The 25,521-nt window shown below is 33.4% G+C and carries 27 protein-coding genes, 4 tRNA genes and 1 pseudogene; 17 read left to right on the plus strand and 15 right to left on the minus strand.

Features of this window, described 5'->3' with window-relative positions:
- Positions 1–146: 146 nt before the first annotated feature.
- The 3 genes and pseudogenes from PF021_RS07985 to PF021_RS08660 all read right to left on the minus strand — a co-directional run bounded on the left by PF021_RS07985 (position 147) and on the right by PF021_RS08660 (position 1,010).
- Positions 147–608 carry a hypothetical protein gene (locus PF021_RS07985; RefSeq protein WP_271021964.1) on the minus strand — a complete coding sequence of 154 codons (462 nt, stop codon included), beginning with the start codon at positions 606–608 and terminating at the stop codon, positions 147–149.
- Positions 590–712, minus strand: a complete 123-nt coding sequence (locus tag PF021_RS07990) for a hypothetical protein (protein WP_271021965.1) — start codon at positions 710–712, stop codon at positions 590–592. The genes PF021_RS07985 and PF021_RS07990 overlap by 19 nt, the downstream gene beginning before the upstream one ends.
- A 31-nt stretch (positions 713–743) precedes the next feature.
- Positions 744–1,010 (minus strand): annotated as a pseudogene (locus PF021_RS08660) (YkgJ family cysteine cluster protein).
- 87 nt (positions 1,011–1,097) lie between these two features.
- Here PF021_RS08660 and PF021_RS08000 point away from each other — a divergent pair.
- Positions 1,098–1,970, plus strand: a complete 873-nt coding sequence (locus PF021_RS08000) for a DMT family transporter (protein WP_271021967.1) — start codon at positions 1,098–1,100, stop codon at positions 1,968–1,970.
- Here PF021_RS08000 and PF021_RS08005 read toward each other — a convergent pair.
- From PF021_RS08005 to PF021_RS08020, 4 genes are read right to left on the minus strand one after another with little or no spacing between them, the layout of a single operon-like run.
- Positions 1,944–3,008 (minus strand): glycosyltransferase, encoded by a 1,065-nt coding sequence (locus tag PF021_RS08005; protein WP_271021968.1) that lies wholly within the window; start codon positions 3,006–3,008, stop codon positions 1,944–1,946. The genes PF021_RS08000 and PF021_RS08005 overlap by 27 nt on opposite strands.
- Positions 2,998–4,803 carry a UDP-N-acetylglucosamine 4,6-dehydratase (configuration-retaining) gene (gene pglF, locus PF021_RS08010; protein ID WP_271021969.1) on the minus strand — a complete coding sequence of 602 codons (1,806 nt, stop codon included), beginning with the start codon at positions 4,801–4,803 and terminating at the stop codon, positions 2,998–3,000. Before pglF ends, PF021_RS08005 begins: the two co-directional genes overlap by 11 nt.
- Positions 4,804–5,928: an aminotransferase class I/II-fold pyridoxal phosphate-dependent enzyme gene (locus PF021_RS08015; protein WP_271021970.1), complete on the minus strand. Its 1,125-nt coding sequence runs from the start codon at positions 5,926–5,928 to the stop codon at positions 4,804–4,806.
- The gene (locus PF021_RS08020; protein ID WP_271021971.1) at positions 5,925–6,542 is read right to left on the minus strand and encodes an acetyltransferase; all 618 of its coding nucleotides are present in this window, start codon (positions 6,540–6,542) and stop codon (positions 5,925–5,927) included. Before PF021_RS08020 ends, PF021_RS08015 begins: the two co-directional genes overlap by 4 nt.
- Before the next feature lie 65 nt (positions 6,543–6,607).
- Between PF021_RS08020 and PF021_RS08025 the strand changes: the two genes are divergently transcribed.
- The 9 genes from PF021_RS08025 (at position 6,608) to ruvX (ending at position 15,059) form a co-directional block, all read left to right on the plus strand.
- A complete protein-coding gene (locus PF021_RS08025; protein ID WP_271021972.1) occupies positions 6,608–6,928 on the plus strand; it encodes a hypothetical protein in 321 nt (106 codons plus the stop codon).
- Positions 6,894–7,712, plus strand: a complete 819-nt coding sequence (lgt, locus tag PF021_RS08030; protein ID WP_271021973.1) for a prolipoprotein diacylglyceryl transferase — start codon at positions 6,894–6,896, stop codon at positions 7,710–7,712. Before PF021_RS08025 ends, lgt begins: the two co-directional genes overlap by 35 nt.
- Entirely contained in the window at positions 7,705–9,630 is a 1,926-nt protein-coding gene (gene abc-f / locus PF021_RS08035) for a ribosomal protection-like ABC-F family protein (protein ID WP_271021974.1), read from the plus strand. The genes lgt and abc-f overlap by 8 nt, the downstream gene beginning before the upstream one ends.
- A gap of 58 nt (positions 9,631–9,688) precedes the next feature.
- A complete protein-coding gene (gene minD, locus PF021_RS08040) occupies positions 9,689–10,489 on the plus strand; it encodes a septum site-determining protein MinD (protein ID WP_271021975.1) in 801 nt (266 codons plus the stop codon).
- Positions 10,486–10,722: a cell division topological specificity factor MinE gene (minE, locus tag PF021_RS08045; protein ID WP_271021976.1), complete on the plus strand. Its 237-nt coding sequence runs from the start codon at positions 10,486–10,488 to the stop codon at positions 10,720–10,722. Before minD ends, minE begins: the two co-directional genes overlap by 4 nt.
- A 72-nt stretch (positions 10,723–10,794) precedes the next feature.
- A complete protein-coding gene (locus PF021_RS08050; protein WP_271021977.1) occupies positions 10,795–11,745 on the plus strand; it encodes a divergent polysaccharide deacetylase family protein in 951 nt (316 codons plus the stop codon).
- A gap of 41 nt (positions 11,746–11,786) precedes the next feature.
- The gene (locus PF021_RS08055; RefSeq protein WP_271021978.1) at positions 11,787–13,916 is read left to right on the plus strand and encodes a WD40 repeat domain-containing protein; all 2,130 of its coding nucleotides are present in this window, start codon (positions 11,787–11,789) and stop codon (positions 13,914–13,916) included.
- A complete protein-coding gene (locus PF021_RS08060; protein WP_271021979.1) occupies positions 13,906–14,673 on the plus strand; it encodes a DNA-processing protein DprA in 768 nt (255 codons plus the stop codon). Before PF021_RS08055 ends, PF021_RS08060 begins: the two co-directional genes overlap by 11 nt.
- Entirely contained in the window at positions 14,670–15,059 is a 390-nt protein-coding gene (gene ruvX / locus PF021_RS08065) for a Holliday junction resolvase RuvX (protein WP_271021980.1), read from the plus strand. Before PF021_RS08060 ends, ruvX begins: the two co-directional genes overlap by 4 nt.
- On the opposite strand, the gene PF021_RS08070 is transcribed toward ruvX, so the two are convergent.
- Positions 15,042–16,436: a chemotaxis protein CheX gene (locus PF021_RS08070; RefSeq protein ID WP_271021981.1), complete on the minus strand. Its 1,395-nt coding sequence runs from the start codon at positions 16,434–16,436 to the stop codon at positions 15,042–15,044. The two genes, ruvX and PF021_RS08070, sit on opposite strands and share 18 nt — an antisense overlap.
- A gap of 10 nt (positions 16,437–16,446) precedes the next feature.
- Entirely contained in the window at positions 16,447–17,370 is a 924-nt protein-coding gene (locus PF021_RS08075) for an OmpA family protein (RefSeq protein ID WP_271021982.1), read from the minus strand.
- A gap of 130 nt (positions 17,371–17,500) precedes the next feature.
- On the opposite strand from PF021_RS08075, the gene PF021_RS08080 reads away from it, so the two are divergent.
- Together PF021_RS08080 and PF021_RS08085 are read left to right on the plus strand one after the other, a co-directional pair.
- On the plus strand, positions 17,501–18,253 hold the full coding sequence (locus PF021_RS08080) for an NAD+ synthase (protein WP_271021983.1): 753 nt from the start codon (positions 17,501–17,503) through the stop codon (positions 18,251–18,253).
- An 8-nt stretch (positions 18,254–18,261) separates the two neighbouring features.
- The gene (locus PF021_RS08085; protein WP_271021984.1) at positions 18,262–19,164 is read left to right on the plus strand and encodes a tetraacyldisaccharide 4'-kinase; all 903 of its coding nucleotides are present in this window, start codon (positions 18,262–18,264) and stop codon (positions 19,162–19,164) included.
- Positions 19,165–19,199: 35 nt separating this feature from the next.
- On the opposite strand, the gene ppk2 is transcribed toward PF021_RS08085, so the two are convergent.
- The gene (gene ppk2, locus PF021_RS08090) at positions 19,200–20,066 is read right to left on the minus strand and encodes a polyphosphate kinase 2 (protein ID WP_271021985.1); all 867 of its coding nucleotides are present in this window, start codon (positions 20,064–20,066) and stop codon (positions 19,200–19,202) included.
- Positions 20,067–20,208: 142 nt separating this feature from the next.
- Between ppk2 and PF021_RS08095 the strand changes: the two genes are divergently transcribed.
- The 5 genes from PF021_RS08095 (at position 20,209) to PF021_RS08115 (ending at position 21,677) form a co-directional block, all read left to right on the plus strand.
- A tRNA-Lys gene (locus PF021_RS08095) sits at positions 20,209–20,284 on the plus strand.
- A gap of 14 nt (positions 20,285–20,298) precedes the next feature.
- Positions 20,299–20,373, plus strand: a tRNA-Glu gene (locus PF021_RS08100).
- Positions 20,374–20,394: 21 nt separating this feature from the next.
- Positions 20,395–20,470 (plus strand) — tRNA-Val (locus PF021_RS08105).
- 5 nt (positions 20,471–20,475) lie between these two features.
- Positions 20,476–20,552, plus strand: a tRNA-Asp gene (locus PF021_RS08110).
- Between the two features lie 99 nt (positions 20,553–20,651).
- Positions 20,652–21,677, plus strand: coding sequence for an isoaspartyl peptidase/L-asparaginase family protein (locus tag PF021_RS08115; RefSeq protein WP_271021986.1), 1,026 nt, complete (start codon positions 20,652–20,654; stop codon positions 21,675–21,677).
- A gap of 118 nt (positions 21,678–21,795) precedes the next feature.
- On the opposite strand, the gene dxr is transcribed toward PF021_RS08115, so the two are convergent.
- Genes dxr through PF021_RS08140 form a run of 5 tightly spaced genes read right to left on the minus strand, consistent with a single transcriptional unit; the run spans position 21,796 to position 25,521 of the window.
- Entirely contained in the window at positions 21,796–22,929 is a 1,134-nt protein-coding gene (dxr, locus tag PF021_RS08120; protein WP_271021987.1) for a 1-deoxy-D-xylulose-5-phosphate reductoisomerase, read from the minus strand.
- Position 22,930: 1 nt separating this feature from the next.
- The gene (locus PF021_RS08125; RefSeq protein WP_271021988.1) at positions 22,931–23,704 is read right to left on the minus strand and encodes a phosphatidate cytidylyltransferase; all 774 of its coding nucleotides are present in this window, start codon (positions 23,702–23,704) and stop codon (positions 22,931–22,933) included.
- Positions 23,705–23,721: 17 nt separating this feature from the next.
- A complete protein-coding gene (locus PF021_RS08130; RefSeq protein ID WP_271021989.1) occupies positions 23,722–24,324 on the minus strand; it encodes a metal-dependent hydrolase in 603 nt (200 codons plus the stop codon).
- The gene (gene ybeY, locus PF021_RS08135) at positions 24,324–24,773 is read right to left on the minus strand and encodes an rRNA maturation RNase YbeY (protein WP_271021990.1); all 450 of its coding nucleotides are present in this window, start codon (positions 24,771–24,773) and stop codon (positions 24,324–24,326) included. Before ybeY ends, PF021_RS08130 begins: the two co-directional genes overlap by 1 nt.
- On the minus strand, positions 24,766–25,521 hold the full coding sequence (locus PF021_RS08140; protein WP_271021991.1) for an exodeoxyribonuclease III: 756 nt from the start codon (positions 25,519–25,521) through the stop codon (positions 24,766–24,768). Before PF021_RS08140 ends, ybeY begins: the two co-directional genes overlap by 8 nt.

A 25,521-nucleotide genomic window follows, 5' to 3' on the forward strand; every position in this document is an offset into this window, starting at 1 on the left:
AACACCTCTTTATTATTGAAAGCTCATAAAGAAAAATCAACAAAAAAGGAATGAAAGTATAACGAAAGAAGCTTAAGAAAATATTAACATTTTAGTTTAGATAGAATCAAAATATTAATTTACACTCACTCGCACCCAAATAGCACTTACCATTTGAGCTTCCAAGTGCGATTTGGTTGTTCTAGGATAGCTTTTACATCTTTTATATCCTTAACTTCCAATTCTCTCCCTTTTTGTAGTTTATGAATCTTATTTAAGAATCTAAAGATTCCTTTTTTATTTCTTGAGCTAACAGCCTCCTCAAAGCCTGACAAAGACAGCTCAATAATTTCTAGCATACTTTTATGATTCTCATCAATTAATAACTCCAACTCTTCTCTTTCTTTTATGATTGCAGGCAATTTTTCTGCTACAAGCCTAGATATTGCTTCATATCTAAGCTGTGATTTACTTTTGCCCATTTCATCTAGCCAATACATAGCCATTGCAATGGCTATCCCAGTAAGTGTTCCTACAAAAATATTTGTAACAACATTTGCAAATGGGACAATTATAGGAACAGATAACAAAAACTTCTCTATTGCTTCTTCTACAAGAATAAACCCCAACAATCAAGCCACTGACAATAAGCATCATAGCCTTTTTTCAATCCAAATGCTGCACTTGCTAGTGCTGCTCCTCCAAGTAGTACCGGTATCAATGGTAATGGCATATTGCCCCCTTTTTTATTAATTTATTATGTTCTATTTGTGCTTTAAAAGATTGCAAGCCTCGATATTTTAATGTATAAAACTCAAGCACATCAAAGTGCTGTTTATACACCTTCTCATACATAACATCAATTCTGCAAATTTCTGGTCTATGATTATGGATTGTGCATGTATTGTTTTGTGTGTCTAAAAACTTGCACACACCATTTCCTAAATCAACTCTTTTAAATCAGTAATTTTAGATATATTCCTACAACACAACCCACACTTATCACAAGGAAAATTATTCAACAAAGTCATAATCAAAAACCACCATAAAGCACTAATGAACATTGAAAATTAAATCAAAAAAAAACAAGGCTACTTCAAAAATAATATAATAATACAATGAGTAAAGAGCAAATAGGAATTTTATGGATAAGCAGTGCAAGTATCGCATATGGGATAATGCCTATATGGACTGTTCTAGCACAAAATAATGGCTTTAATAGTGAGTTTATTTTATTTTTTAGATTTTTCTTTAGTGCGATATTACTTTTAGCATGGATATATTTTAGAAAAATACCCCTAAAGCTACCAAAACTAAAACTTCTGCATTTCTTTATGCTTGGCGGTATCATATATGTAGCACAAGCTTGGGCGTATTTAGAATCTTTACGCTTTATTCCAGCCTCTTTATCCGTGCTTTTATACCACATTTATCCAATTATAGTCGCACTTATTGCCATTATTTTTCTAAAAGATAAGCTAAAGCCCACTACACTTGTCTCTCTTTTGCTTTGCTTTTTGGGCTTAGTTTTAGTCTTAAAGATTCCGCAAAACTTAACTTTAGATTATTTTGGTGTTGTTCTATCTTTAATTGGTGCTTTATTTTACGGATTATATGTGGTATTTAGCAAACAAATAGCCTCTGGTATCTCATCTGTCCTTTGTAGCTTTTATATATGCTTGTTTGCTTCTTTGGTTATGCTTGTATCATTCATGCTTACAGGGGACATAAATATAGATTCGATTAACTATATAGGGATAACCTCGCTTCTTGGGCTAACATTTATATCTACCCTATTTTCCATGATGGCTTATTTTTTTGGAATGTCAAAACTAGGTGTAACCAAAACTGCTATTTTAGGCATGATAGAACCACTAGTAGCAATATTACTATCACTTATGATTTTAGATGAAAGCTTGAATCTGTGGCAATGGGGCGGTGCTATTTTAATTATATTTGGTTCTTTATTGTTGTTTATCAAAAAAGGATAAAATTAGCTTCTCCCACTTTTCTAGCACAACTTCTTTGCCAAAACGCTCTTTAATATTTGGGGCTTGTTGTTTCAAAATATCTTTTTGCACTGCCATTTGGCAAAAAGCTTCACTTAGCCCTTCTACATCTCCAAGCTTTACTAAAAGCCCATTTACACCATGCTCTATAATCTCTCCTGGTCCATAAGGACAATCATAACTAACAACTGGAATCCCACACATCAAAGATTCGATTAATACATTACTAAGCCCCTCTTTATGACTGCTTAGTGCAAAGAATTCTGCTTGTTTATAGAAGCTGTATAGATTTTTTTGTTTCCCTAAAAACACTATCTTTACCCCAAGATTCTTAGCATTTTCCTCTAAGCCCTCCTTTAAAGCCCCATCTCCTGCTAGAAGAAGTGAGTATTCTTTATGCTTTTTGTTAAATTTAACAAACGCTTCTATTAGCTCATCAAAATGCTTACTCTCTATCATTCTCCCTGCACTTAGAATATAAGGCTTATATGCACTATAATCTTTTAGTTCTTCTTTTTCTAGCTCAATAGGGTTTGGCATAACGCATACATTTTGCAAAAAAGAGTAGTTTTGCAAATCTTTGCTTGTAAGCATAGTAACACAATTTGCATAAGGATAGATTATCTTACGCAAGAAAAACCAAGCTTTTTGTTGTTCTAGGCTCTCATAAATACTATGTTCTGTGGCTATGATTTTTATCTTGGCAATTTTAGAAGCGATGATACTTAGGATATTTGTTTGATGAATTAGGCTAATTACTAGATTTATTTTTTGTTCTTTAAAAATCCTAACAAGGGCTAAAATTTTAGAAAAATTTGCACCAAGTCCGCCAAGAATCCCTCTTTTATGTCCTATTACACATAATTTTACATTCTCATTTATTGTATAGAATCTATTCTTATCGCTCCATACGATAAGAGTAATATTAAATGGCAGATTGTTTGCCAAAAAAGAAGCAACCCTCTCAGCCCCTCCCATAGAGAGTGAAGAGACAATAATAGCAATATTTTTATCCTGCATTGTGGTTAAACTCCACTACGATTTCTTTAAGTTTAGAAACTTTATTTTCACATTCTAAAAGCTCTAAAATATCTTTATTTAGCTTATCTATATCGTATTCTGTGGGGCGTGCTACTTGGATTGATGGATATTTTGTCTTGCCCTCACTCTCTCCTATTAGTAGCTCTTCATAAAGCTTCTCTCCCGGTCTTAGTCCGCTAAATACTATTTCTATCTCATTTTCTTTGCCATAAAGCCTTAACATATTTTTGGCTAAATCCACGATTTTTACAGGCTCTCCCATATCAAGGATAAATATCTCTCCACCTTTAGCAATAGAGGCTGCTTGAAGCACTAGCCTACAAGCTTCAGGTATAAGCATAAAATACCTTGTAATATCAGGGTGGGTTACGGTTATGGGGCCTCCACTTTGGATTTGAGCTTTAAACTTTGGCACAACAGAACCAGAAGATCCAAGCACATTGCCAAATCTAACTGCTACAATCTCGCTTTGCTTGGAATCTACATTTTGTGCATAAAGCTCCACCACACGCTTAGTTGCACCCATTACATTTGTAGGACGCACAGCTTTATCAGTGGAGATAATCACAATTTTTGGCACTTTAGATTCTATTGCACAATCTATTACATTTTTTGAACCAATGATATTGTTTTCAATCGCACTTTTTTGATTGTATTCACAAAGTGGCACATGCTTATAAGCTGCTGCATGCATAACAATATCAGGTCTTTCTTCATCTAGGAGCTTTTGTAGTCTTTCTCTCTCTAAAATTGATAACATTACAGGACGCAAAGGCTGATTAGCATTTAGCTTCCCTAGAGGATTATTTTTTGTTAGCTCTTCTGTGATTGCATAAAGATTATATTCACTATGTTCTACTAAGATAACCCTTTTAGCTCCAAAGCTAACACACTGCCTTACAATCTCGCTTCCTATACTGCCACCTGCACCCGTTATTAGCACCTTTTTGCCACTTATGAAGTTTGCTATTACTTCTTTATCTAAATCCTTACTAGGACGCGAGAGTAAATCTTCAATAGAAATATCCTCTAGCGGTGCGTCATCTTTTAACATGGAGGCTATTTTTACCTCTTCGATTCCTATTTGTTTTAGTTCGTTAAAAAGATTTTCTAAAGGTGGCTTTGCATAGCTTTTAGTCAAAATCACACTTTTAATACTATGCTTCTCCATTAGCTCTTTTATGGCACTTTTTGGATAGACCTTTAAGTTTGAGATATAGTTTCCCTGCTCTTTAATATCTTCATCAATGATTGCTAGAGGATAAAAGGGGAGTTCGCCATTTAATGCACTTTTTATAAGAGTTGCACTTTGTGTATTTGCCCCAAAGATTAAAGCTGGTTTTGGGGAGTTTTTAGGAGAGTTTTCTAAATATGTCCGCTTAGAGATTCTAAATCCTCCTATAAAAATAGAAGAAAGCACAAAATCAATCATCACAACACTTAGTGGGAAGTCCGCAAACAAGCCAAAAAACACCAAAATACCAAAAATACTATAACTCACTAAATGTGCATAAAGAAGCTTTAATGCTTCACTAAGCCCAAAGAATCTCCATGGCACAAGATAAATTTTAAACACACTTAATGCTATAACCTTTAAGGCTATCAAAGAGATAAACGCAAAAATCACATTTTTGCTAAATTCTAGTGGCACCTGAAAGGAAAATCTTAAATCATATGCTAGTAGCAAAGTAAAATAAGACACCAAAACATCTACAAGCACAAAGAATATTATTCTTTTTGTGTTGCTTGGGCGGAATAATCTTGACTTTAGCACTTAAACCCTTTTGACAAAATCTAAAACAAAAGAGCAAATCTCTTCAATATCGCTTCTTAATAATGCCCCACCACTTGGAAGACAAATCCCGCTTTTAAAGAGATTCTCACTTACTCCATTACTAAAGCTAAGACTATCTTTAAAGAGTGGTTGGAGGTGCATAGGTTTCCACAAAGGACGACTTTCAATGCCTTTTGTAGCTAAAAAATCTACTAGTTTAAATGGATTTATTTTGCCATTTTTAAAGCTTAGCGTTGTAAGCCACCTATTACCTCTTGTATCCTTTAACTCTGGCATAAACTCTACTTCTAAACCTTTTAACAATTCTTCATACCACGAAAAAATCTCTCTTCTTTTTTGCACTTTGCTTTCAATTTCTTCTAGTTGCCCAACACCAATAGCAGCACAAATATTGCTAAGCCTATAATTATACCCATAGTCTTTATGCTCATAATATGGCAAATTTTCTCTAGCTTGAGTGGAGTAGAATCTCGCCTTTTGCATAAGCTCTTCATTCTTGCCTAAAAGCATTCCTCCACCACTTGTTGTAATAATTTTATTACCATTAAAGGACAATGCACCAAACTCTCCTATTGCCCCTGTATGAGAGCCTTTATAAAATGCTCCTAGAGATTCTGCTGCATCTTCAATTAATAGCACATTGTATTTTTTACAAATTTCGCTAATTTCATCTAGCTTTGCACATTGTCCATACAAATGCGTAACAATCAAAGCTTTTGGATAGTTTCCATCTCTTTTTAGCTTCTCACATGCTTCTTCTAAAAGCTTAGGAGAGAGATTCCAGCAATCTTCATCACTATCGATAAACACCGGAATTGCACCCTCATAGAGAATTGCATCAATAGAGCCAATAAAAGTAAAACTTGAGGCTAAAATATAATCACCACTTTTAATCCCACTCACTCTTAAAGCTAAATGCAACGCAGAAGTTCCGCTATTTAAAGCTAATGCATTTGAAGATTTTGTATAACTCATAGCATCTTTTTCGAATCTATTTACAAATTCTCCTAAAGGCGCAATATAATTACTCCTAAATGCTTCATCAACATATTTTTGCTCATTTTTTCCCATTTGTGGTGGTGATAAAAAGATTCTAAAACTCATCTTAACTCCTTTTTTGCTGGATTGCCTACTATTTTTGTATTACTTTTTATATCACTAATTACTACACTTCCTGCACCAACTACACAATTATCTCCCACACTTTTAGTAGGTATAATAGTAGTCCCTGCACCAATATGGCTAAGATTCCCTACTTTCACCGCCCCACATAGAGTAGAGTTTGGCGAAAGATGAGAAAACTCACCCACAATGCAATCATGCTCTAGCACACAAGAAGTGTTTAAAATTGCACCTCTTTTAACTAATGCATTTGCATTTACAACTACATTTGGCATTACCACACAAGCCTCATTAATAATCGCACTAGGAGAGATAATAGCACTTTTATGAATAATGCTTGGCAAACTAAAGCCCATTTTGCTAAAAAATTTATATAAATTTTTACGCAAGAAATTATCCCCTACCCCTAATGCAATGCAAATAGAAGTATCTTTTAAGCTTAAGAATTCCTCTCTACTTATAGCAGGGATTTTGCTTATCGTTTTATTTTGCGGATTATCGTCTATTATGTATTTCACAATAAAGCCATTGCTAACTATCATATCAAAAATAACTCGTCCATGTCCGCTGGCACCAAAAATTGCAAACTTATCCAAAACAACCCCTATATATTAATCACTATGCAACAATTTTAGCAGATTTTTTTGTTAAAATTATTCCCATGAGAATAGAAAAAATACAAGACAACGCATTTATGCTAAGAGGCAAAATTAAAGAAATAAGCGATTATCACGACATAAAAGCACTAATTGAAAAAATGAGAAAAAATGGAATTAACGAGGTTTATTTTGGGATTCCACAAGCAAAGGAAATAAGCTTTTATATCTTAGGATATTGGCTAAAGTTAGCAAGAAAAAATGACTTTAAGCTCCACTTATTTATAGAAAGTCCGCTTCTTTATAGTAATATAGTAAAGCTTGGCTTTAGCGAATTTTTAGAGGTAATAGATGGAAGATTGGAAGAATATATACAACCTATTTGATCCTGTTGCATTTACTTTTTTTGTGCCTGTGCATTGGTATGGGATAATGTATGTCTTAGCCCTTTTAGTGGCTTTAATGGTGGCAAAATGGATTGTAAAGAAAGATTCATATCCTATTTCAAATTCTATGCTTGATAGCTACTTTATTTGGGTTGAAATTGGAGTAATCTTAGGCGCAAGATTAGGATATATTATTTTTTATGACCCTTATGCTTTGTATTATCTGCTAAATCCATGGCAAATTTTTAATCCATTTGATACAAATGGGAATTTTGTAGGCATTAGGGGCATGAGTTTCCATGGAGCGGTAATTGGATTTTTGATAGCTTCATTTATCTTTGCAAAGGCAAAAAAGGTAAATTTTTGGCTATTCACTGATTTAGCATGTCTTAGCATACCTTTAGGATATGTATTTGGACGAATCGGAAATTTCTTAAACCAAGAATTAGTAGGGCGAGAGACCACAAGTATATTTGGTATCTATGTAGATGGGATCTTACGACACCCAAGCCAACTATATGAAGCAATCTTGGAAGGATTGTTGGTATTTATAATATTATTTGCATTCCGTAAAAAGGCGAAGTTTGTTGGACAAATAAGCATACTATATGGAATCTTATACTCCATAGCAAGATTTGTTGCAGAGTTTTTTAGAGAACCAGATTCACAACTTGGCTTTATAGCATTTAACTTCATAACTCAAGGACAGCTTTTATCGCTAGCAATTTTTGTATGTTGCATAATTTTACTTCTAATGCCACAAAACAAGGCTAAAAATGACTAGCATTTCTCTGCAAAATATATCCAAACAATACGACTATAAACCAATATTAAAAGATGTATCACTTAACATACAAGAAGGAGAGATGGTTGCCATAATAGGAAAAAATGGTGCAGGAAAATCAACTCTATTAAAAATTTTACATGGAAGTTTGGAGCAAGATAGTGGGAATAGAATCTTAAAGGGCACACCAGAGATTAAGTATCTATCTCAACAAGCAAACTTTAAAGAAGGTCAAAGCGTAAGAGAGGCGATATTAGAATCCCTTAGCGAGATAATAAATGCAAAAAATCAACTAGAAGAAACAAATAAAGCCCTACAAAATAATCCAAATGACAAGAATCTGCTAAAGATTCAAGCAGAACTTAGCACATATATAGACCACCATGAAGCATGGGATTTAGACAATAAAATAGACAAGATTCTAGATTCATTTAAGCTTAAAGAGCTAGAAACTAAATTCGCAAATCTCCTAAGTGGTGGTGAGCAAAAGAGAGTTGGACTAGCTTGTTTATTATTAAAAAAACCAGATATTTTACTGCTTGATGAACCAACAAACCACCTAGATGTGCAAATGGTGGAGTTTTTAGAAGAATTATTAACAAAAGAGAGATGGACTTTAATCTTTATAAGCCATGATAGATATTTTATAGATAGAGTAGCAAATAGCATTATTGAAGTAGAAGACTGCAATATACGGAGATTCAAAGGTGGCTATGGAGATTATCTAAGAAGCAAACAAATACTGCTAGAAAACCTAGCAAAGGAGCATGAAACACTGCTAAAACATCTAAAATATGAAGAAGAATGGCTAAGTCGAGGTGTTAGAGCTAGAGTGAAGCGTAATGAAGGACGCAAAGCTAGAATCATGCAAATGAGAGAAGATGCAAAAAATAACCCATCTATAATAAGAAAAATGAAACTAGAGCTAGAGCGAGAAACAAAAAGTTTCAACCAAGAAGAAGGCACAAACAAAAAGAAAATGCTATTTGAGCTTGAAGGGGTGAATCTCTCATTTGGAGATAAGATTCTAATACAAAACTTCTCTACACGAATCTTACAAAAAGACAAAATTGCCATAGTTGGTAGCAATGGAGCAGGAAAATCAAGCCTACTTAAAGCAATGCTTGGGAGAATAAAGTTTGATAGCGGGAAGTTTGATAGTGGCGATGTAAAAATTGGGTATTTTGACCAACATAGAGAAATGCTAGATGATACAAAAGATTTGCTAGAGACATTTTGTCCATTTGGCGGAGATAGGATAGATGTAAGAGGCAAAAATATGCATGTCTTTGGCTATCTTAAAAACTTCCTCTTTCCAAAAGAATTTTTAGATAAAAAAATAGGCACATTAAGCGGAGGCGAGAAAAATCGTGTAGCATTAGCACTACTCTTTACCAAAGAATATGATTGCCTGATTTTAGATGAACCAACAAATGACTTAGATATTCCAACTATAAATATATTAGAAGAGTATTTGCAAAGCTTTGAAGGAGCTTTAATAATAGTAAGTCATGATAGATATTTTGTAGATAAAATTGCTAAAAAATTATTTATATTTGGCAATAATGGAGAAATAATAGAAAGCCATAAAAGCTTCCAAGAATACTTAGAAATACAAAAAGAGCTAAAGCAATACGATGAAATAGCAATCTCACAGCCAAAAGTAGAACCAATCAAAAAAGAAAAAAGCAAACTCTCATATCATCAAATGCGTCTTTTAGAATCCCTCCCACAGCAAATAGAAGAGCTAGAGCTAGAAATAAAGCACATAGAAGATAAACTATACTCAAACACTCTAAGCACAAGTGAGCTACAAGAACTATCAATAACACTTGAAGCAAAAAAGGAAGAATGCGATTTAAAACTAGAAGAATACCTAAAGCTAGAAGAACTACAAGAGAGTTTAAACAAAAACTAGCTTTAAGTTATATTAACAAACTACAAGCTAAAATTTCGCAAAAACTTAAGGCATTATTTTGGATTCAAAGGTTATTACTATTACTTCAGGGAAAGGTGGTGTTGGTAAATCCACCACAACAGCAAATCTAGCAGTAGGCTTAGCAAATTTAGGCAAAAAGGTTGTAGCAGTCGATTTTGACATAGGTCTTAGGAATCTAGATATGATTTTAGGCTTAGAAAATCGAATCGTATATGATATAGTAAATGTCATGGAAGGCGAGTGCAACCTATCTCAAGCACTAATTAATGATAAAAAAACAAAAAATCTATACTTCCTACCAGCTAGTCAAAGCAAAGATAAAAATATACTTGACAAAGATAAAGTTGCAAATCTAGTAGAAAAGCTAAAAGAAGAGTTTGATTATGTGCTTTTAGATTCTCCTGCTGGGATTGAGGGTGGGTTTGAGCATTCTATATTTTTAGCTGATATGTCACTTATAATCTCAACTCCAGAAGTATCAAGCGTTAGAGACGCAGATAGGGTCATAGGCATAATAGATGCAAAAAGCAAGAAAGCACAAGAAGGCAAAGAAGTCGAAAAACACATAATAATAAATCGCCTAAAGCCTGATATGGTAGAAAAGGGTGAAATGCTAAGCGTAGATGATGTGCTAAAAATTTTAGCATTACCTTTAATTGGTATAGTCCCTGAAGATGAAAAAATAGTATCTTCCACAAATATGGGAGAACCTATAATTTATAAAGATTCACAAGCTTCAAAAGCATATCAAAACATAGCTAGAAGAATCCTAGGAGAAGAAGTGCCCTATTTAGAGCTAAAAAGCAAAAAAGGATTCTTTGGGAGGCTATTTTCATGAGTTTAATTGATAAATTATTTGGCAACAAAAAGTCTTCAGCACAAGCCGCAAGAGATAGGTTAACACTTGTTCTTGCACATGAGAGAACAATTAATGTGCCATATATGGACATGATGAAACAAGAAATCTTAGAAGTAATCAAAAAATACACAAAAGCAGAGAAAATAGACATAAAAACAGATTCTAACTCTAATTTTAATGCACTTGAAATAGAAATACTTCTACAAAAATAAATGAAAACCAAACTCACAAAAATCGCAATCGCTCTAGTGGCTATTATGTCAGCTTTGAGCATTTTGCCCTTAATGGATATAACATCACTAAATACAAAACAAACAGAATCTGAATTTAAAGATTCAAATAATTCTCAAGCTACAAATGAAGACAACAATCTAACAAGCACAAATGAAAAACTAATAGAAAAAAATATAGATTTCTTAAAAGAGAATATAGAAATCTTACAAAATCAAACAAACACAACAAAAATAGAAGATAACAACACTATAAAGCAAGAACCAATAGAGCCAACAAAACAAGAATCTACACAAAATACAAATGAAGATTCATGCAATAGGGCTAAACCTCAACTAGCAATAATAATAGATGATGTAGCCACAATGCAACAATACAACAACATAAAGAGCGTCCCATTTAAACTAACCCCATCAATATTCCCAAGAAGTAAAGCTACGCCAAACACGCCACAAATAGCAAAACAAGCACCATTTTTCATGGTTCATCTACCGCTTGAGGCATTAAACTTCTACCAAAAAGGTCATAGATGGATTCTAACTAGCAATACCAAAGAGGAAATGCAAACAATAATAGATGAAATAACAAGGGACTTCCCACGCTTAGAATATATCAACAATCACACCGGTAGCAAATTCACACAGACATACGAATCTTTAGAAAAATTACTAGACATTTTAAATAATGAAAAAATAACATTTCTAGATTCAAGAACTAGCTCTAAAACACAAAGTGCAAAATATTATGCAAACCACAATATAACTCCACAAAACAAATGTCAGAGTGTATTTTTAAAAAGAGATATATTTTTAGATAATGAACTTGATATACCAAAAATAACACAAAACATAATAGATTCTATAAACTTAGCCAAAAAAAGAGGCTATGCAATAGCAATAGGACACCCACACAAAGAAACTATACTAGCCCTAAAAAACGCCACCAACTACATAAAAGATTCTGGTGTTGAGCTTGTATATGTAAACGAGCTAGTAATTAAGTAAAATATTGCTAAAATCAAAACTAAAAGGTTGCAAGGCTGGGAATGATAAAACCAAAAGAAAGCATTAGACTTCAAGGCAGCATTTTAAACATAGTAGAAGGCAGGGAATCTACATTTTGCATAGACAATACATTTCGCCTTACAGAAATAGACAGCTCGTTAAAAATTAAGGGCAATATGCAAGTTACAAAACATGCCAAACCCCCACATAGATACTCTCATGCATTTGGAATCTCACGCTTTGCTTATTGTTGTGTGCCAATTATGGGAGAACATAAGGTATTTATCTTAGAGTTTAGAGATGGCAAAGTCCAACATATAAGCACACTAGAAGATCATGATGGCGATATTGAAGCATGTGGATTTTCAAAAAATGGTGAAATCTTTGCAACAGGTGGACAAGATGGCAGGGTATTCTTTTATGACGCAAAAAGCTTCTTGCCACTTGGCTCATTAATGGCAAGATCTGATTATATATCTGTAATTACATTTTCGCAAAATAGTGAATTTTTAGCAATTAGTGGCTTTGATAAATTTACTATGGTTTTTGATATTTTGCGACATAAGATTATTTTTAACTTTGTTACAAACGATGTAGTAGAATCTTCTGCATTTTTTGATAATGACGAAAAGCTAATGCTAGTATGTCGCAATAATTCAAGCATAATATTTAGCCTAAAAGATGGAAAAATCATATCCCAAGAATATCCATTTGCCTTTTGGCCTACAAGCATAGCAATACAAAAAGATAGCAATTTTGCCCTAGTTGGCACACGCTCAAATGTAATATATATAATCTCAACAAAAGACAATAGCAAAATAATGGAAATAGAAGATACCTATTCTGGAATCTCTAATATATCCTTTGCACATGGTTTATTATATATTGGTTATATTGATGGAACACTACTTGTTGTAAACCACAAAGAAAGTGAAGAGAAACTAAAAACAAGCCTAGAATCTAAAAACTACAAAGAAGCAAGAGAAGCAGTAGATGAAAATGTTTTTTTAAGCATACACCCGCTTATGAAAGAATTCGATGAAGCATGGGCTGGTGTGCTACAAGAGGCGATAGATATGCTAAATAAAGACCAAATAGATGAGGCAGTATCTCATGTAGCACCATTTATAGTAGATGAGAGCAAAAAAAATGAATTTGACTTTTATCTATCACAAAAAGAAGGCGTGCAGGAATTTATAAGCTTTATTGAAAAAAAAGACTATGCAAAAGCTTATGAAATGGTGAGAACCACAAAATTTTTAGCAAAAACACAAAGTTATGAAAGATTGGAGAATATATGGAATAAAGCCTTCTCTAATGCTAAAAAACTCCTAGTAGAAAATGCTCAAGCAAATTACAAAATAGCAGAGCAACATCTAGCACCATTTGAAAATACTCCAAAGAAAGAATTAATAGTCCAGCTACTAAGAAATTGCGATGTATTCTCAAAGGCTGAAAGCATAATAAAACAACAAAACTTCAAAGAATACTTTGCATTGACAATGCAGTTTTCTTTTCTAAGAGAAACTGACTTATACAAAAAAGTCCTCATATTTGGCGAAAAAATGCTAACAAATGTAATAGAGCTAGAAAAAGACCTAAAATATGACGAAGCCAAAAAAATAGCAGACACTCTTTTGTGCTTCCCAAACTTGAAGCGTTCCGCACAAGAAAGACTAGTATCAATGCAACAAAAAGAAAATTTCTTTGAAGCTATAAACAATAAAGACATCAAAAAAGTATATAACATGGTAGATGAAATAGAATCTTTGCGTTCATTGCAAGAGTTTAAAATATTCACACAAGATTTTCTAAATAAATTTGAAGAAGCAAAAACATACTCCTATGCAGGCAATGCACAGCATATTATAGTTATTTTTGGAGAATATATGGAAATACCATATTGGATTGATAAAATAGCTTCACTAATGAAAGTAGCATATCTAAAGCAAATATCAAATGCACTAAATGAAATAGATGTAAATTGGAATATGACACTTAGGAGATATGTAGATAGATTCGGATGTGGATTGGAGCTAGTAAAGCTATTACAAAATCATAGTAGTAACTCTATATTGGATAATTTTGAAAGGGATTGCGAGTGTGATGGATATAGGCATTTAGGCTTTGTGCCAAATATAGTGATATACAAAACACAAAATGCACAATAAACTAAATACCATCCCAAAAGAACTAGAATCTCTAAAAGAAAGCATACAAGATATATACTATCTAGGAAACACGGAGTTATTAAATAAACGCAAATTCACAATAATCGGATCAAGAAAGCCAAACCCATATGCACAAGCACTAACAAAAGAAATAGCAAATAAAATATCAAAAAAAGGTGGCGTAATAGTTAGTGGTGGGGCATTAGGCATAGATATTCTAGCCCATATAAATGCTATGCCAAATACAATAATGGTATCTCCATCATCGCTAGATATAATCTACCCTAAAGCAAATGCAAAGACAATCAAACAAATACAAAAAGATTCTTTACTCTTAAGTCAATTTAGCCCCACATATACACCGCATAGATTTTCATTTTTAGAAAGAAACAAGCTTGTAGTTAGCTTAGGAGAGCTAGTAATAATCCCATATGCAGATATGCTAAGTGGCTCAATGCAAAGTGCAAGATACGCAATAAGCAACAACATACCAATCTATGTCTTCCCACACAGAATGAATGAAAGCAAAGGCACTTCAATGCTAATAAAAGAGAATCTAGCAAATGTAATATGGGATATAGACGAATTTATACAAGATATTTTTGGAGATTGCCAACAAAGCAGTGATGAAATATTAGAATTTTGTAAAACAAATCCATTTTTTGAAGACGCACTTTTAAAATTTGGCGATATTATATTTGAATATGAATTAGACGGCAAAATAATCCGTAGTAATGGTAGAATCGAGGTTGTATGATTGCGCTTGATATAGGGCTAAAGAGAATAGGTATAGCACAAAATAGACTAGGGATTGCAATACCGCTAAATCCAATTATCAGAAAAAACAGAAACCAAGCAGCAAATGAGCTAAATAAGATAATACAAACCATAAACCCAAAAATAATAATAATAGGAATCCCAAAAGATGGTAATGCAGAAGAAGAAATGACGCGTAGGATTAAGCATTTTGTATCACTATTAGATATTTCAAGCAATATAAAAATAGTCTATGTAGATGAATCTTTTAGCACATTTGAAGCAGAAGAAAGAATAAAAGAAATAAAGAAAAATAGAAAAAATGGAACTATAGATAGCATCGCTGCTTCTATAATCCTAGAGAGATATTTAATGAGCCAAAAATAATACCAATGGCTTATTGTTAAATAATAAATTTATTTGAACACCCTGTTTATCAGATAGAATCTCTGCAATCTCATCTTCGCTCTTACATGCTTTTGGCAACGAAATTCCTATTGATATATTGCTTTCTGATAGCACTGCTTTAGACCTACCTGCTATGATATTTGTAAATTCCAAAATAACATCTAGTAACTCGCCATCACTTTGACATTCCTCGCCAAGTATCATAACTGATGCTTCTTGAACTAACTCCTTGCTTAGACACAATGCTACTATACCTGATATATCTCCTTCAAATGTAATCATACCACCCATAATATCAGCATTACCAACTTTATTATATGTTGTAACCTTATAATCTGTCCTCTTGGCCTCTCCACCAGTAAGAGAAGTTAGAGTCTCAACTGCGGCATTTATAAAGACAGGAAGTTGTGCTACTAGATGCTTTGTTAAGCCTTTTCTTTTTTGTTCTAGCTTTTGATGCTCTTTTGCCAATTCTTGTATCTTTGGATTGGATCTACACTCCTCAACAGAATTAAAGAAGAATACATGACTTCTATTGCACAATTCAACTTTATCCCTATCTAATTGAGCTTTTAACCCACATATAGCAATACATGCTTCAAATTTGACATTATTTAATGCCAAAGACATTATAAAATCAAGTGCTGCCAAATTAAAATCTGTTGTTTCAGTGGCATCAAAAATAAATATTTTATAACCCTCTCTTAGCCTTGAATTGTGTGCTTGAACATTGAAGTATAAAGAAACGGTTTTATCTACCTTCTTGTATAAAGTATAGGTAACAATTCCATTATTAATTGTAATTGGTATAAAATTACCCATAACATCAAAATAAATATCATAAATATATAATGCTTTATCCTCAAATTGCTTACGCTTTTGTGAAAACTCACCAGCACTATTTACAAAAATTACATTATATCCCTTTGCTTCTAGCTCCTTTGATATAAGTGTTTGAATCATTCCATCTGGTTCATAATATATGATATCTTGGTTTAGAGGAGGCAATTTTAATCCAAGCAATAAATTTGCCATTGCTTCTGTTCTAAAAAGAGGCAAACTCTTGTTTGGAAATAGTGCTTTTAACTTTGGAAACTGCTCATCATTGTATCCAACAAAAGCTACAACAATACTAACTTTAGTCTGCATTGCCAACAAGGACTTGGCTATTAAGATAACAGCACCCTCATCAAATGAAGACACATGCTCAAATGAAAAATATACAGCCTTTAAAGACAGGCTTCTTATGGTAGCACAATTAGAAACAAGAATCTCGCATATTTCCTTTGCCTGCTTCATCTCAAGATTTACATCTGGTGTATATACGGCTATATCATGTTTTATTACTGGTCGCATACATACTCACTTATTTTACATTATAAACTTCGGCTTCAACTCTTCTATTCTCCATTCTACCATGTGCTGTGCTATTATCAGATATAGGTCTGCTCTCACCATATCCCTTAACTTGTAATCTTGAAGATTCAACTCCTTCTTGCACTATTTTTTCTTTTACAGCTTTAGCTCTATTTTCAGATAATCTTTGATTATACTCATCGCTACCAACACTATCAGTATGACCGCTAATTATTGCTGTTTTATCTTTGTTTTCTTGCATGTATAATGCAAAATCCTTTATTTCTGAATAATATTTAGGATTCACAACCGCAGAATCAAATGGGAATTGAACCTTAAAGGTATGTATATGTGATAACACAGGCTCTTTTGGTGCTTCTTGCACTTCTGTAATCTCTACAACTTCATATTCTTCTACATATTTGCCAAATGGTATACTAAAGCCTAAAGTAGCTACAATATCACTTCTTCCATCAAAACTCATTAAATGCCTAAGTTCTGTCTTTAAATGGAAATTAGAAGCAATAGCCCATCTAATACCGACACCATATTGACCAAACATATCATCGTCCATATTGTAAAAATTTTTACTAAAATCCTCATAACCAAAACCACCCAAAATATAAGGGGATACACTAGATTCTGTGTAAAATTCTTTTACAAGATTCAAATAATACCTATTTTGACTAGCACTAATATTGTGGGCATAATCTATATTTGAATATTCATATCCAACCTCAACTAAAACTTCCTTAGAGACCCTATTTGCAAACTTCAATCCATATACCAAATCCATGTTGTTTTTATATCTGTCATTGCTTATATGATAACTACCACCAATTTGAGGAGTAATTTCCACCAAATTATCTGCTGCAAACAAACTTCCGCCCAATAAACTACAGGCTACAATCGAAACTCCACACAACTTATTCATAATCTCTCCTTAAATTAATTAAACTACAATTATTTACACAAACAGACAAATAAAAGATTACTTGCTTTAAAGTTTATAATTATACAATACCGAAGTTAAATAAAACATTATTACATAAGGAAAATTTGGCTTGGACTATAAGCAAACTATAAACAACTTGGTAGAGTTTATAAAAAATGAAGTAGAATCTAGAGGATTTAAGCGTGTTGTAGTTGGAATTAGTGGTGGTTTAGATTCTGCAGTTGTAGCAAGTTTATGCAAGTTGGCTTTACCAAATGATACACATGGAATATTAATGCCATCAAAAACTTCGTCTAAAATTCATCTAAATGACGCAAAACTACTATGCGACACGCTAGACATAAAAAGCAGTATTTATAGTTTAGAGTTACTGCAAGAATCTTTTTGCAAAACACTAAACAAAAATATCACAGGGATTGAGATGGGCAACCTATGTGCAAGACTTAGAATGTCAATTTTATACAATTATGCATATAGCAATGAAGCCATTGTAATAGGAACTAGCAACAAAAGTGAGATAATGCTTGGATATGGGACTATTTATGGCGACCTAGCTTATGCGATAAATCCAATAGGAGACATATACAAAACAGACATTTTCAAACTAGCAAAATTTTTAAATATACCCAAGTCAATAATAGACAAAAAACCAAGCGCTGACTTCTATGAAGGACAAAGCGATGAAGAAGAACTTGGATTTTCTTATGCAATGATAGATGAGATTCTAAAACAACTAGAACAAGGCATAGACATAAAAACACTAGAATCCAAAACAAACAAGGAAGCATTAAAGTTTGTATGTGCAAGAATCAAAAGTATGGAGTTCAAACGACAAATGCCAACAATAGCCAAAATAAATTAAGGATTAAAATGAGAGGTATAGAAAAATATTTTTATAAACCAAGTTTTCTGCAAAAAATACTAGCAATATTATTGCTCCCGATTAGTATATTTTACGCATTTATAGCAACAATTAGACGAAAAATGGCAAAATTTGAAGATTTTGATATTCCTATAATTAGCGTTGGAAATCTAGTCTTAGGTGGAAGTGGTAAAAGTCCATTTGTAATAGAAATAGCAAAAGACTATCCAGATTCTTGCATTATCCTTAGAGGATATGGACGCAAAAGCAAGGGATTGCAAATAGTAAGCAAAAAAGGAGAAATATTATTAAGCGTAGAAGAAAGTGGCGATGAGGCAATGATGTTAGCAAAATCACTCCCACAATGCTATGTTATAGTCAGCAAAAATAGACAACAAGCAATACTGCAAGCAAAAGAACTAGGGGCAAAACTTGTGTTCTTAGATGATGGCTTTAGATTTAACTTTAAAAAATTGAACATTCTCTTAAAGCCAAGATTAGAACCATACTTTAATTTTTGCGTTCCAAGCGGTGGATACAGGGAAATAAAGAGTGCCTACAAAGATGCAGATATAGTAATAGAAGAAGGGAAAGATTATGAAAGAAAGGTTGAGCTACTAAACAAAAGTGAAAGAATGCTATTTTTAACCGCTATTGCCAATCCATCAAGACTAGATTCATATCTGCCAAATGTAGTTGGCAAAATCACCCTAAAAGACCACTCATACTTCAATAAAAGCGAGATTTTAGAACAATACGCAAAGCTAAATGCTACCTCACTTCTAATCACAGAAAAAGACCTGCCAAAGCTGGAGCATTTCGGGCTTTCGCTTTCTATTTTGCACTTACACTTAATAATAGCTCCAAACATAAAAGAAAAAATAAAAAACTACATAGAATCTTACAAATAGCAACACTTAAAGATTGCTATTTGTAGAATATTTAACTATTTATCCTTTCTCTTCTTTTTTGATGCCTTCTCTTTCTTTTCTGGCTCTTCAGAAAACATCTTCACACTAGAATAATATGACACCACACCTGGATCTGCCAATAAACACACACTCTCTGCATCTTTATCTTCATAGTCTATTTTTGATAGCAAGATTCTTGCTAGATTTATTCTGGCTCTTTTTTTATCATTAGAATCTACAATCATCCACGGAGCAAAAGGTGTATGAGTTCTTGAAAACATCTTTTCAAATGCCTCTGTATATTCGTCCCAAAGATTCAAAGAAAGCTCGTCCATAGGGCTTAATTTCCACTTCTTTAGTGGTTCATCTTTTCTTGATTCTATTCTCTTTTTTTGTTCTATCTTACCAACATCTAAGAAAAACTTAAACAACAAATATCCACTCTCTATTAGCATTTGCTCCAAATGCGTTGCTTGCAAAATAAATTCTCTATATTGGTCATTTGTGCAAAAATTCATAACCCTCTCAACACCTGCTCTGTTATACCAGCTCCTATCAAAGAACACTATCTCGCCACCATTTGGGAATTCTTTTATATATCTTTGAAAATACCATTGTGTTTTTTCAACATCACTTGGCTTTTGCAATGCAACAACTCTCGCTCCTCTAGGATTTAGATGTTCTGTTAATGCTTTAATTGTGCCACCTTTACCAGCCGCATCTCTACCTTCCAATATCACTATTATTTTTTTATTATATTTTTTTACCCAATTTTGCAGTTTGATTAGCTCAATTTGCAGTTTCTCTATCTCTTTAATGTAAAATTTCTCACAAAGTTTGCCATTTTTCTTATAGGCATCTTTATTTTCATCTTCTGGTCTTAACACTAATACCTTTCCCATAGAATCCCTCCGTATAAATAAAATAAACTTTCATTGTAGCATTAATATTAAAATCAAACAACTTAAATAGTTTTATAATTTGATATTTTCTATTGACTTTTTAATTTTTTAAATATATAATTCTTTTTCCTTTTTTGATTTTGACTCGCTAGCTCAGTCGGTAGAGCAATTCCCTTTTAAGGAATGGGCCGTTGGTTCGAATCCAACGCGGGTCACCACTATAAATAAAAGTGGCTCCTTCATCTAGCGGTTAGGATACCACCCTTTCACGGTGGCTACAGGGGTTCGAGTCCCCTAGGAGTCACCACTTTTATTTCATATAGTTTTTGGTCGCTTAGCTCAGTTGGTAGAGCGCCACCCTTACAAGGTGGATGTCACAAGTTCGAGTCTTGTAGCGACCACCACTTATGGAGCGGTAGTTCAGTTGGTTAGAATACCTGCCTGTCACGCAGGGGGTCGCGGGTTCGAGCCCCGTCCGTTCCGCCACTTTCCATTATTTTCTAGCATTTAATTTTTACTTCTATATTGCTTATTTTCGTTTTGGTATAATTTTGAGTTTTTTATTTTTAGTTTTGGAGGTTGGTAATGAATTTAAAAAACATCAAAAAAATCGCATTATGTTTCATATGCGGAATCTCTTTTAGTAATTTTGCTATTGCAGAAAATTTTAAGCCAATAATAGTAATACATGGTGGCACAAGCAATCTAAAATTATCACAAAAGGATTATGAAGCAAGAGAAAAAGTGATGAAAGAATCACTAAAAGCTGGGCAGAAAATACTAGAAAATGGTGGAACATCTATAGAAGCAGTAATTACAGCAATAAAGATAATGGAGGATAGTCCTATTTTTAATGCTGGGAAAGGTGCTGTATTTACTTCTGATGGATTCAATGAACTAGATGCTTCAATAATGGACGGCAAAACACTAAATGCAGGTGCAGTAGCAATGGCTAGACATATCAAAAACCCAATAGAAGCAGCAAAAGTTGTAATGGATAAAACTCCACATACTTTAATAGCTGGTGAAGGTGCTGATAAACTTGCTAAAGCAAATGGGCTAGAAATGGTTCAGCAAAAATATTTCTACACAAAGCATAGATATGAGCAACTACAAGACGCAAAAAAGGCACAAAAAACTCTACTTGATAGTGATAATGAAAAAACTAGTGCCAATCTTGCAAAGCCATATCTAGGAACTGTTGGTGCAATAGCACTTGATAAAAATGGCAATCTAGCTGCAGGAACTAGCACAGGAGGCACAACAAATAAAATGACTGGAAGAATTGGAGATTCACCAATTATAGGTTCTGGCAACTATGCAAATAACGATTCAGTAGCAGTTTCATGCACAGGCACTGGAGATATATACATTAGAGTATCTGTAGCACATGAGGTATCATCTTTGTATAAATACAAAAATCTACCAATACAAAAAGCAGCAGAAGAAACAATAAAGCAAGTAGCACAAATAGGTGGCACAGGCGGCATTATAAGCATAGACAAAAAGGGGAATGTAGGCTATGCATGGACAAAAGATTCACTAGGCATGTATCATGGAGAGGCAAGAATCGGTGAAGAACCAAAGGTATTTTGGCCATTAGCAAAATAGATTCTAAAAAACTGCAAGCCCTTAATATAAGGGCTTGCAAGATTCCAAATATAACTTTGAAGCTACCACATTGTAACTAACAACGCTATTAGTGCAACCAAAATACAACCAAGCTAAATCACACAATTAACCCTCTAACAAAAGATTCCACCTCATCATTTATTAAAAGCACCTCTTCTATGCTACTTGGCTTTACATCACAGAATCTATCCAGTGCAGAAGAGACTATGTTATATATTTGACCAAATGGAATTATATCTTGCAAAAATGCCTTTACTGCAACTTCATTTGCCGCGTTTAAAACCACACCTAACTTTGGATTATCAAGCATTAATTCTTTAAATCCCCACACTTTGTATCTATTTGTATCTATGGATTCTAGCTTGTAATTAACATTTAATAAATCAATAGAATCTACAAAGCTATGATTAGAAAAACTAGATAATTCATCTTCGCTTAATTTTAAAGCCTTAGCCATTGCATATGCAATTGGAAACTGCATATTTGCCTTAGCAAAATGAGCCACCACACTTCCGTCCCAAAACTCAACTAATGCATGTATATGGGAATTCCTCTCTATATAAGCATCTAAGTTTTTGCTATTAAATAGCCAATAAGCCTCTAGTATTTCAAAGAGTTTATTCATCATAGTAGCTGAATCTATTGTGATTTTTTGTCCCATTTTCCAATTAGGGTGCTTTAGTGCATGGATTGCCTTTTTGCCACATATTTCATTTAATGGGGTATCCCTAAAAGCCCCTCCACTAGCAGTGATATATAGTTTTTTAAATTTTTTTCTCTCTTGTATTAGCTGATTGTTTAATAAATAAGCAATACTAAAATGCTCACTATCAATAGGGATAATCCTAGAAGTATCCAAAAATGCACCACCAATCACTAAAGATTCCTTATTAGCTAAAGCTAGAATCTTATTTTGCCTCATACTTTCTATCGTGGGTAACAACCCAAAAGTCCCAACAAAAGCATTTATCACAAGACTGCTAGATGAGATAGCCAAGCACTCTAATACGCCTTCTATACCAAAATAAAGCCTTCCATTAAACTCCTTAATAATTTTGCCCTTATCATTTTTATCTGCAATTACTACTATTTTTGGATTATGGATTCTTATTTGTTTATTTAATAGCTCGATATTATAACCAGCACATAATGCCTCTATTTCAATATTAAATAATTTTGCAATTTCTAACGAATTAACACCTATTGATCCAGTAGAACCAAGCACTATCATGCTATCCCTTCAATACATTTAGCAAAAAGTAAAGAATAATTCCGCCAAAGAAATATCCATCTAATCTATCTAGCACACCACCATGTCCGGGGAATAAACTTCCACTATCTTTAACATCAGCACGCCTTTTTAAATAACTCTCATACAAATCGCCAAACACACTAGCCACACTAACAACAAAAGATATAAATAAAGCACTAAAAAACCCACACAAACCAAGCCCAACTATTGTGCTTATAAATGTAGAGACTAAAACACCAATTAGCACACCTTCTTTTGTTTTGTTTGGCGAAGTTTGACAAAAGACTTTATTGGCAAAAAACTTCCCCCCAAAGCTCCTACCGCCAAAATACGCAAAACTATCAGTTAAAGCCACAATTACGACAAGCCACACTAATGCAAATATAGAATAATCAATATACAAAAAATACAAAAAACAAAATGGGATTGCAGGATATATAAATGGCATTGCTTGCTGTATTGAGCCCCTTTTTGTATAGCTTTGTATAGAGGCTAATACAACCAATACAACAAAAATAAACTCCATAGATTCTAGTGCATACATAGATAACCACGATATAACCGCAAGTGATATAAACAAGATTCCAGCAGTTTGTTTGACATACAACTTATATGCTTCAATAAACCCAATGATAAATAAGATTCCAAGCACACTAAAAATCAAAAATGGGCTATGAAAAAACAAAACAACAATTGTAACAACAAGCATAAAAAGTGCTGTATATATTTTAGTAGACTCAAATTTAGCAAACATATAAACCCCCTTATTTCCTAGATTATAGCAAGATTTATGCCATATATTTTAAAGTTTATAAACCCAAAAAGCGCGACACTAAAAGCACATATCATATAATCAAATACACCTCCAGTTTTAAACCTAAATGGCTTTGGAAGCAAAAAATAACTCTTAGTTCTAAATGGTAGCAATATAGGCACACCGCTTATAGTTAGCATATCTCCAGCTATGTGTAAGACATATCCACAAACAAGCCCAAAACACAAAATCCATACACTCTCACTAGATAAAGTAACCCCATACTCTCCAAGAAAACTACTAACAGAATTTAAAAACACCTCTACTTCAAGCAATACATACAAAAATATCAACATAGCACACAAGAAAAACACGCAAAACGCACTATGAGTAAAGCCTCTATGCCCAAAAATGGTCTTGATTATATTTGAAATTCCAAGCGTTTTTCTCCCTAATGTTGAGTTTGGCTCATCTATATCTGGTAATAACGCCCCAAATGCAACTGCCAAATAAAATAATGAAACCTCGCCAACATCCAATAAAGCACCACCTAAAGAAGCCACATAAACAACACTAGAAGTAGCACCAAGTGCAAATGCAATATGTGTTTTACCAAGCATTACATTTCTCGCACAATCAAACTTGCAGGAAGATTGAAAGTTTCTATAATCTCCTTTTCTTTCTCTCTTTGTTCGCCATTATCAACCTCGTGGTCATATCCTAAAAGGTGTAAAACGCCATGAATAAATAAAATAAAAATCTCATCTTCTATGCTATGTCCAAACTTTTCTGCCCCACTTCTAGCATAATCTAGCGATATAACAATACTCCCAAGAATCACTGAAGCCTCTGCTAAAAGCGGAAATGATAAGACATCAGTTGCCATATCCTTTTGTCTATATTCTCTATTTAGCTCTTGTATTGTTTGGTTTGATACTATTAATAGCTCACACGTCTTATCCTCTAGCGATAAATCAGAACACAATCTACAAAAGATTCTATGTATTGTGGCTAAAAACTCATCACTAAAGCTAAAGTTAGTTTGATTATCAAAATCTACGCTACACATTTAGCTCCAATCCAACAGGACAATGATCGCTTCCATAAATATGTGGATATATACTTGCATTCTTTAGCTTACTACTTAGAGAATTTGAGCATAAAAAATAATCAATACGCCACCCAGTGTTATTCTCCCTTGCTTTACCCATGTAGCTCCACCAGCTATATGCCCCCTCTCTATCGGGGTAAAAATATCTATAAGTATCAATAAAACCAGAATCTAAAAGCACACTCATTTTCTCTCGCTCTTCATCGGTAAATCCTGCGTTTCTTCTGTTTGTTTTTGGGTTTTTTAGGTCGATTTCTTTGTGTGCTACATTTAAGTCCCCACACACAATTACAGGCTTTTTAAGCTCTAAATTCTTTAAAAAAACCCTAAAATCATCTTCCCACTCCATTCTATAATCCAATCTCTCTAGCTCTCGTTTTGAATTTGGAGTATATACATTAACCAAAAAAAACCCATCATACTCTGCAGTTATGATTCTGCCCTCTTTATCATGATGTTCAATGCCCATATCATATTCTACGCTTAGAGGTTTTATCTTGCTAAAGATGCTAACACCTGAATATCCCTTCTTTATAGCGCAATTCCAAAACTCATAATAACCATTAAACTCAAAAGTTGATTGCTCTTGTTGCATTTTAGATTCTTGGATACAAAAAATATCTGCATTAATTTCATTAAAAAAATCCATAAATCCTTTATTCATACACGCTCTAAGCCCATTTACATTCCATGATATTAACTTCAT

The sequence above is a fragment of the Helicobacter ibis genome (genome assembly GCF_027859255.1).
Taxonomy (GTDB): Bacteria; Campylobacterota; Campylobacteria; order Campylobacterales; family Helicobacteraceae; genus Helicobacter_D; species Helicobacter_D ibis.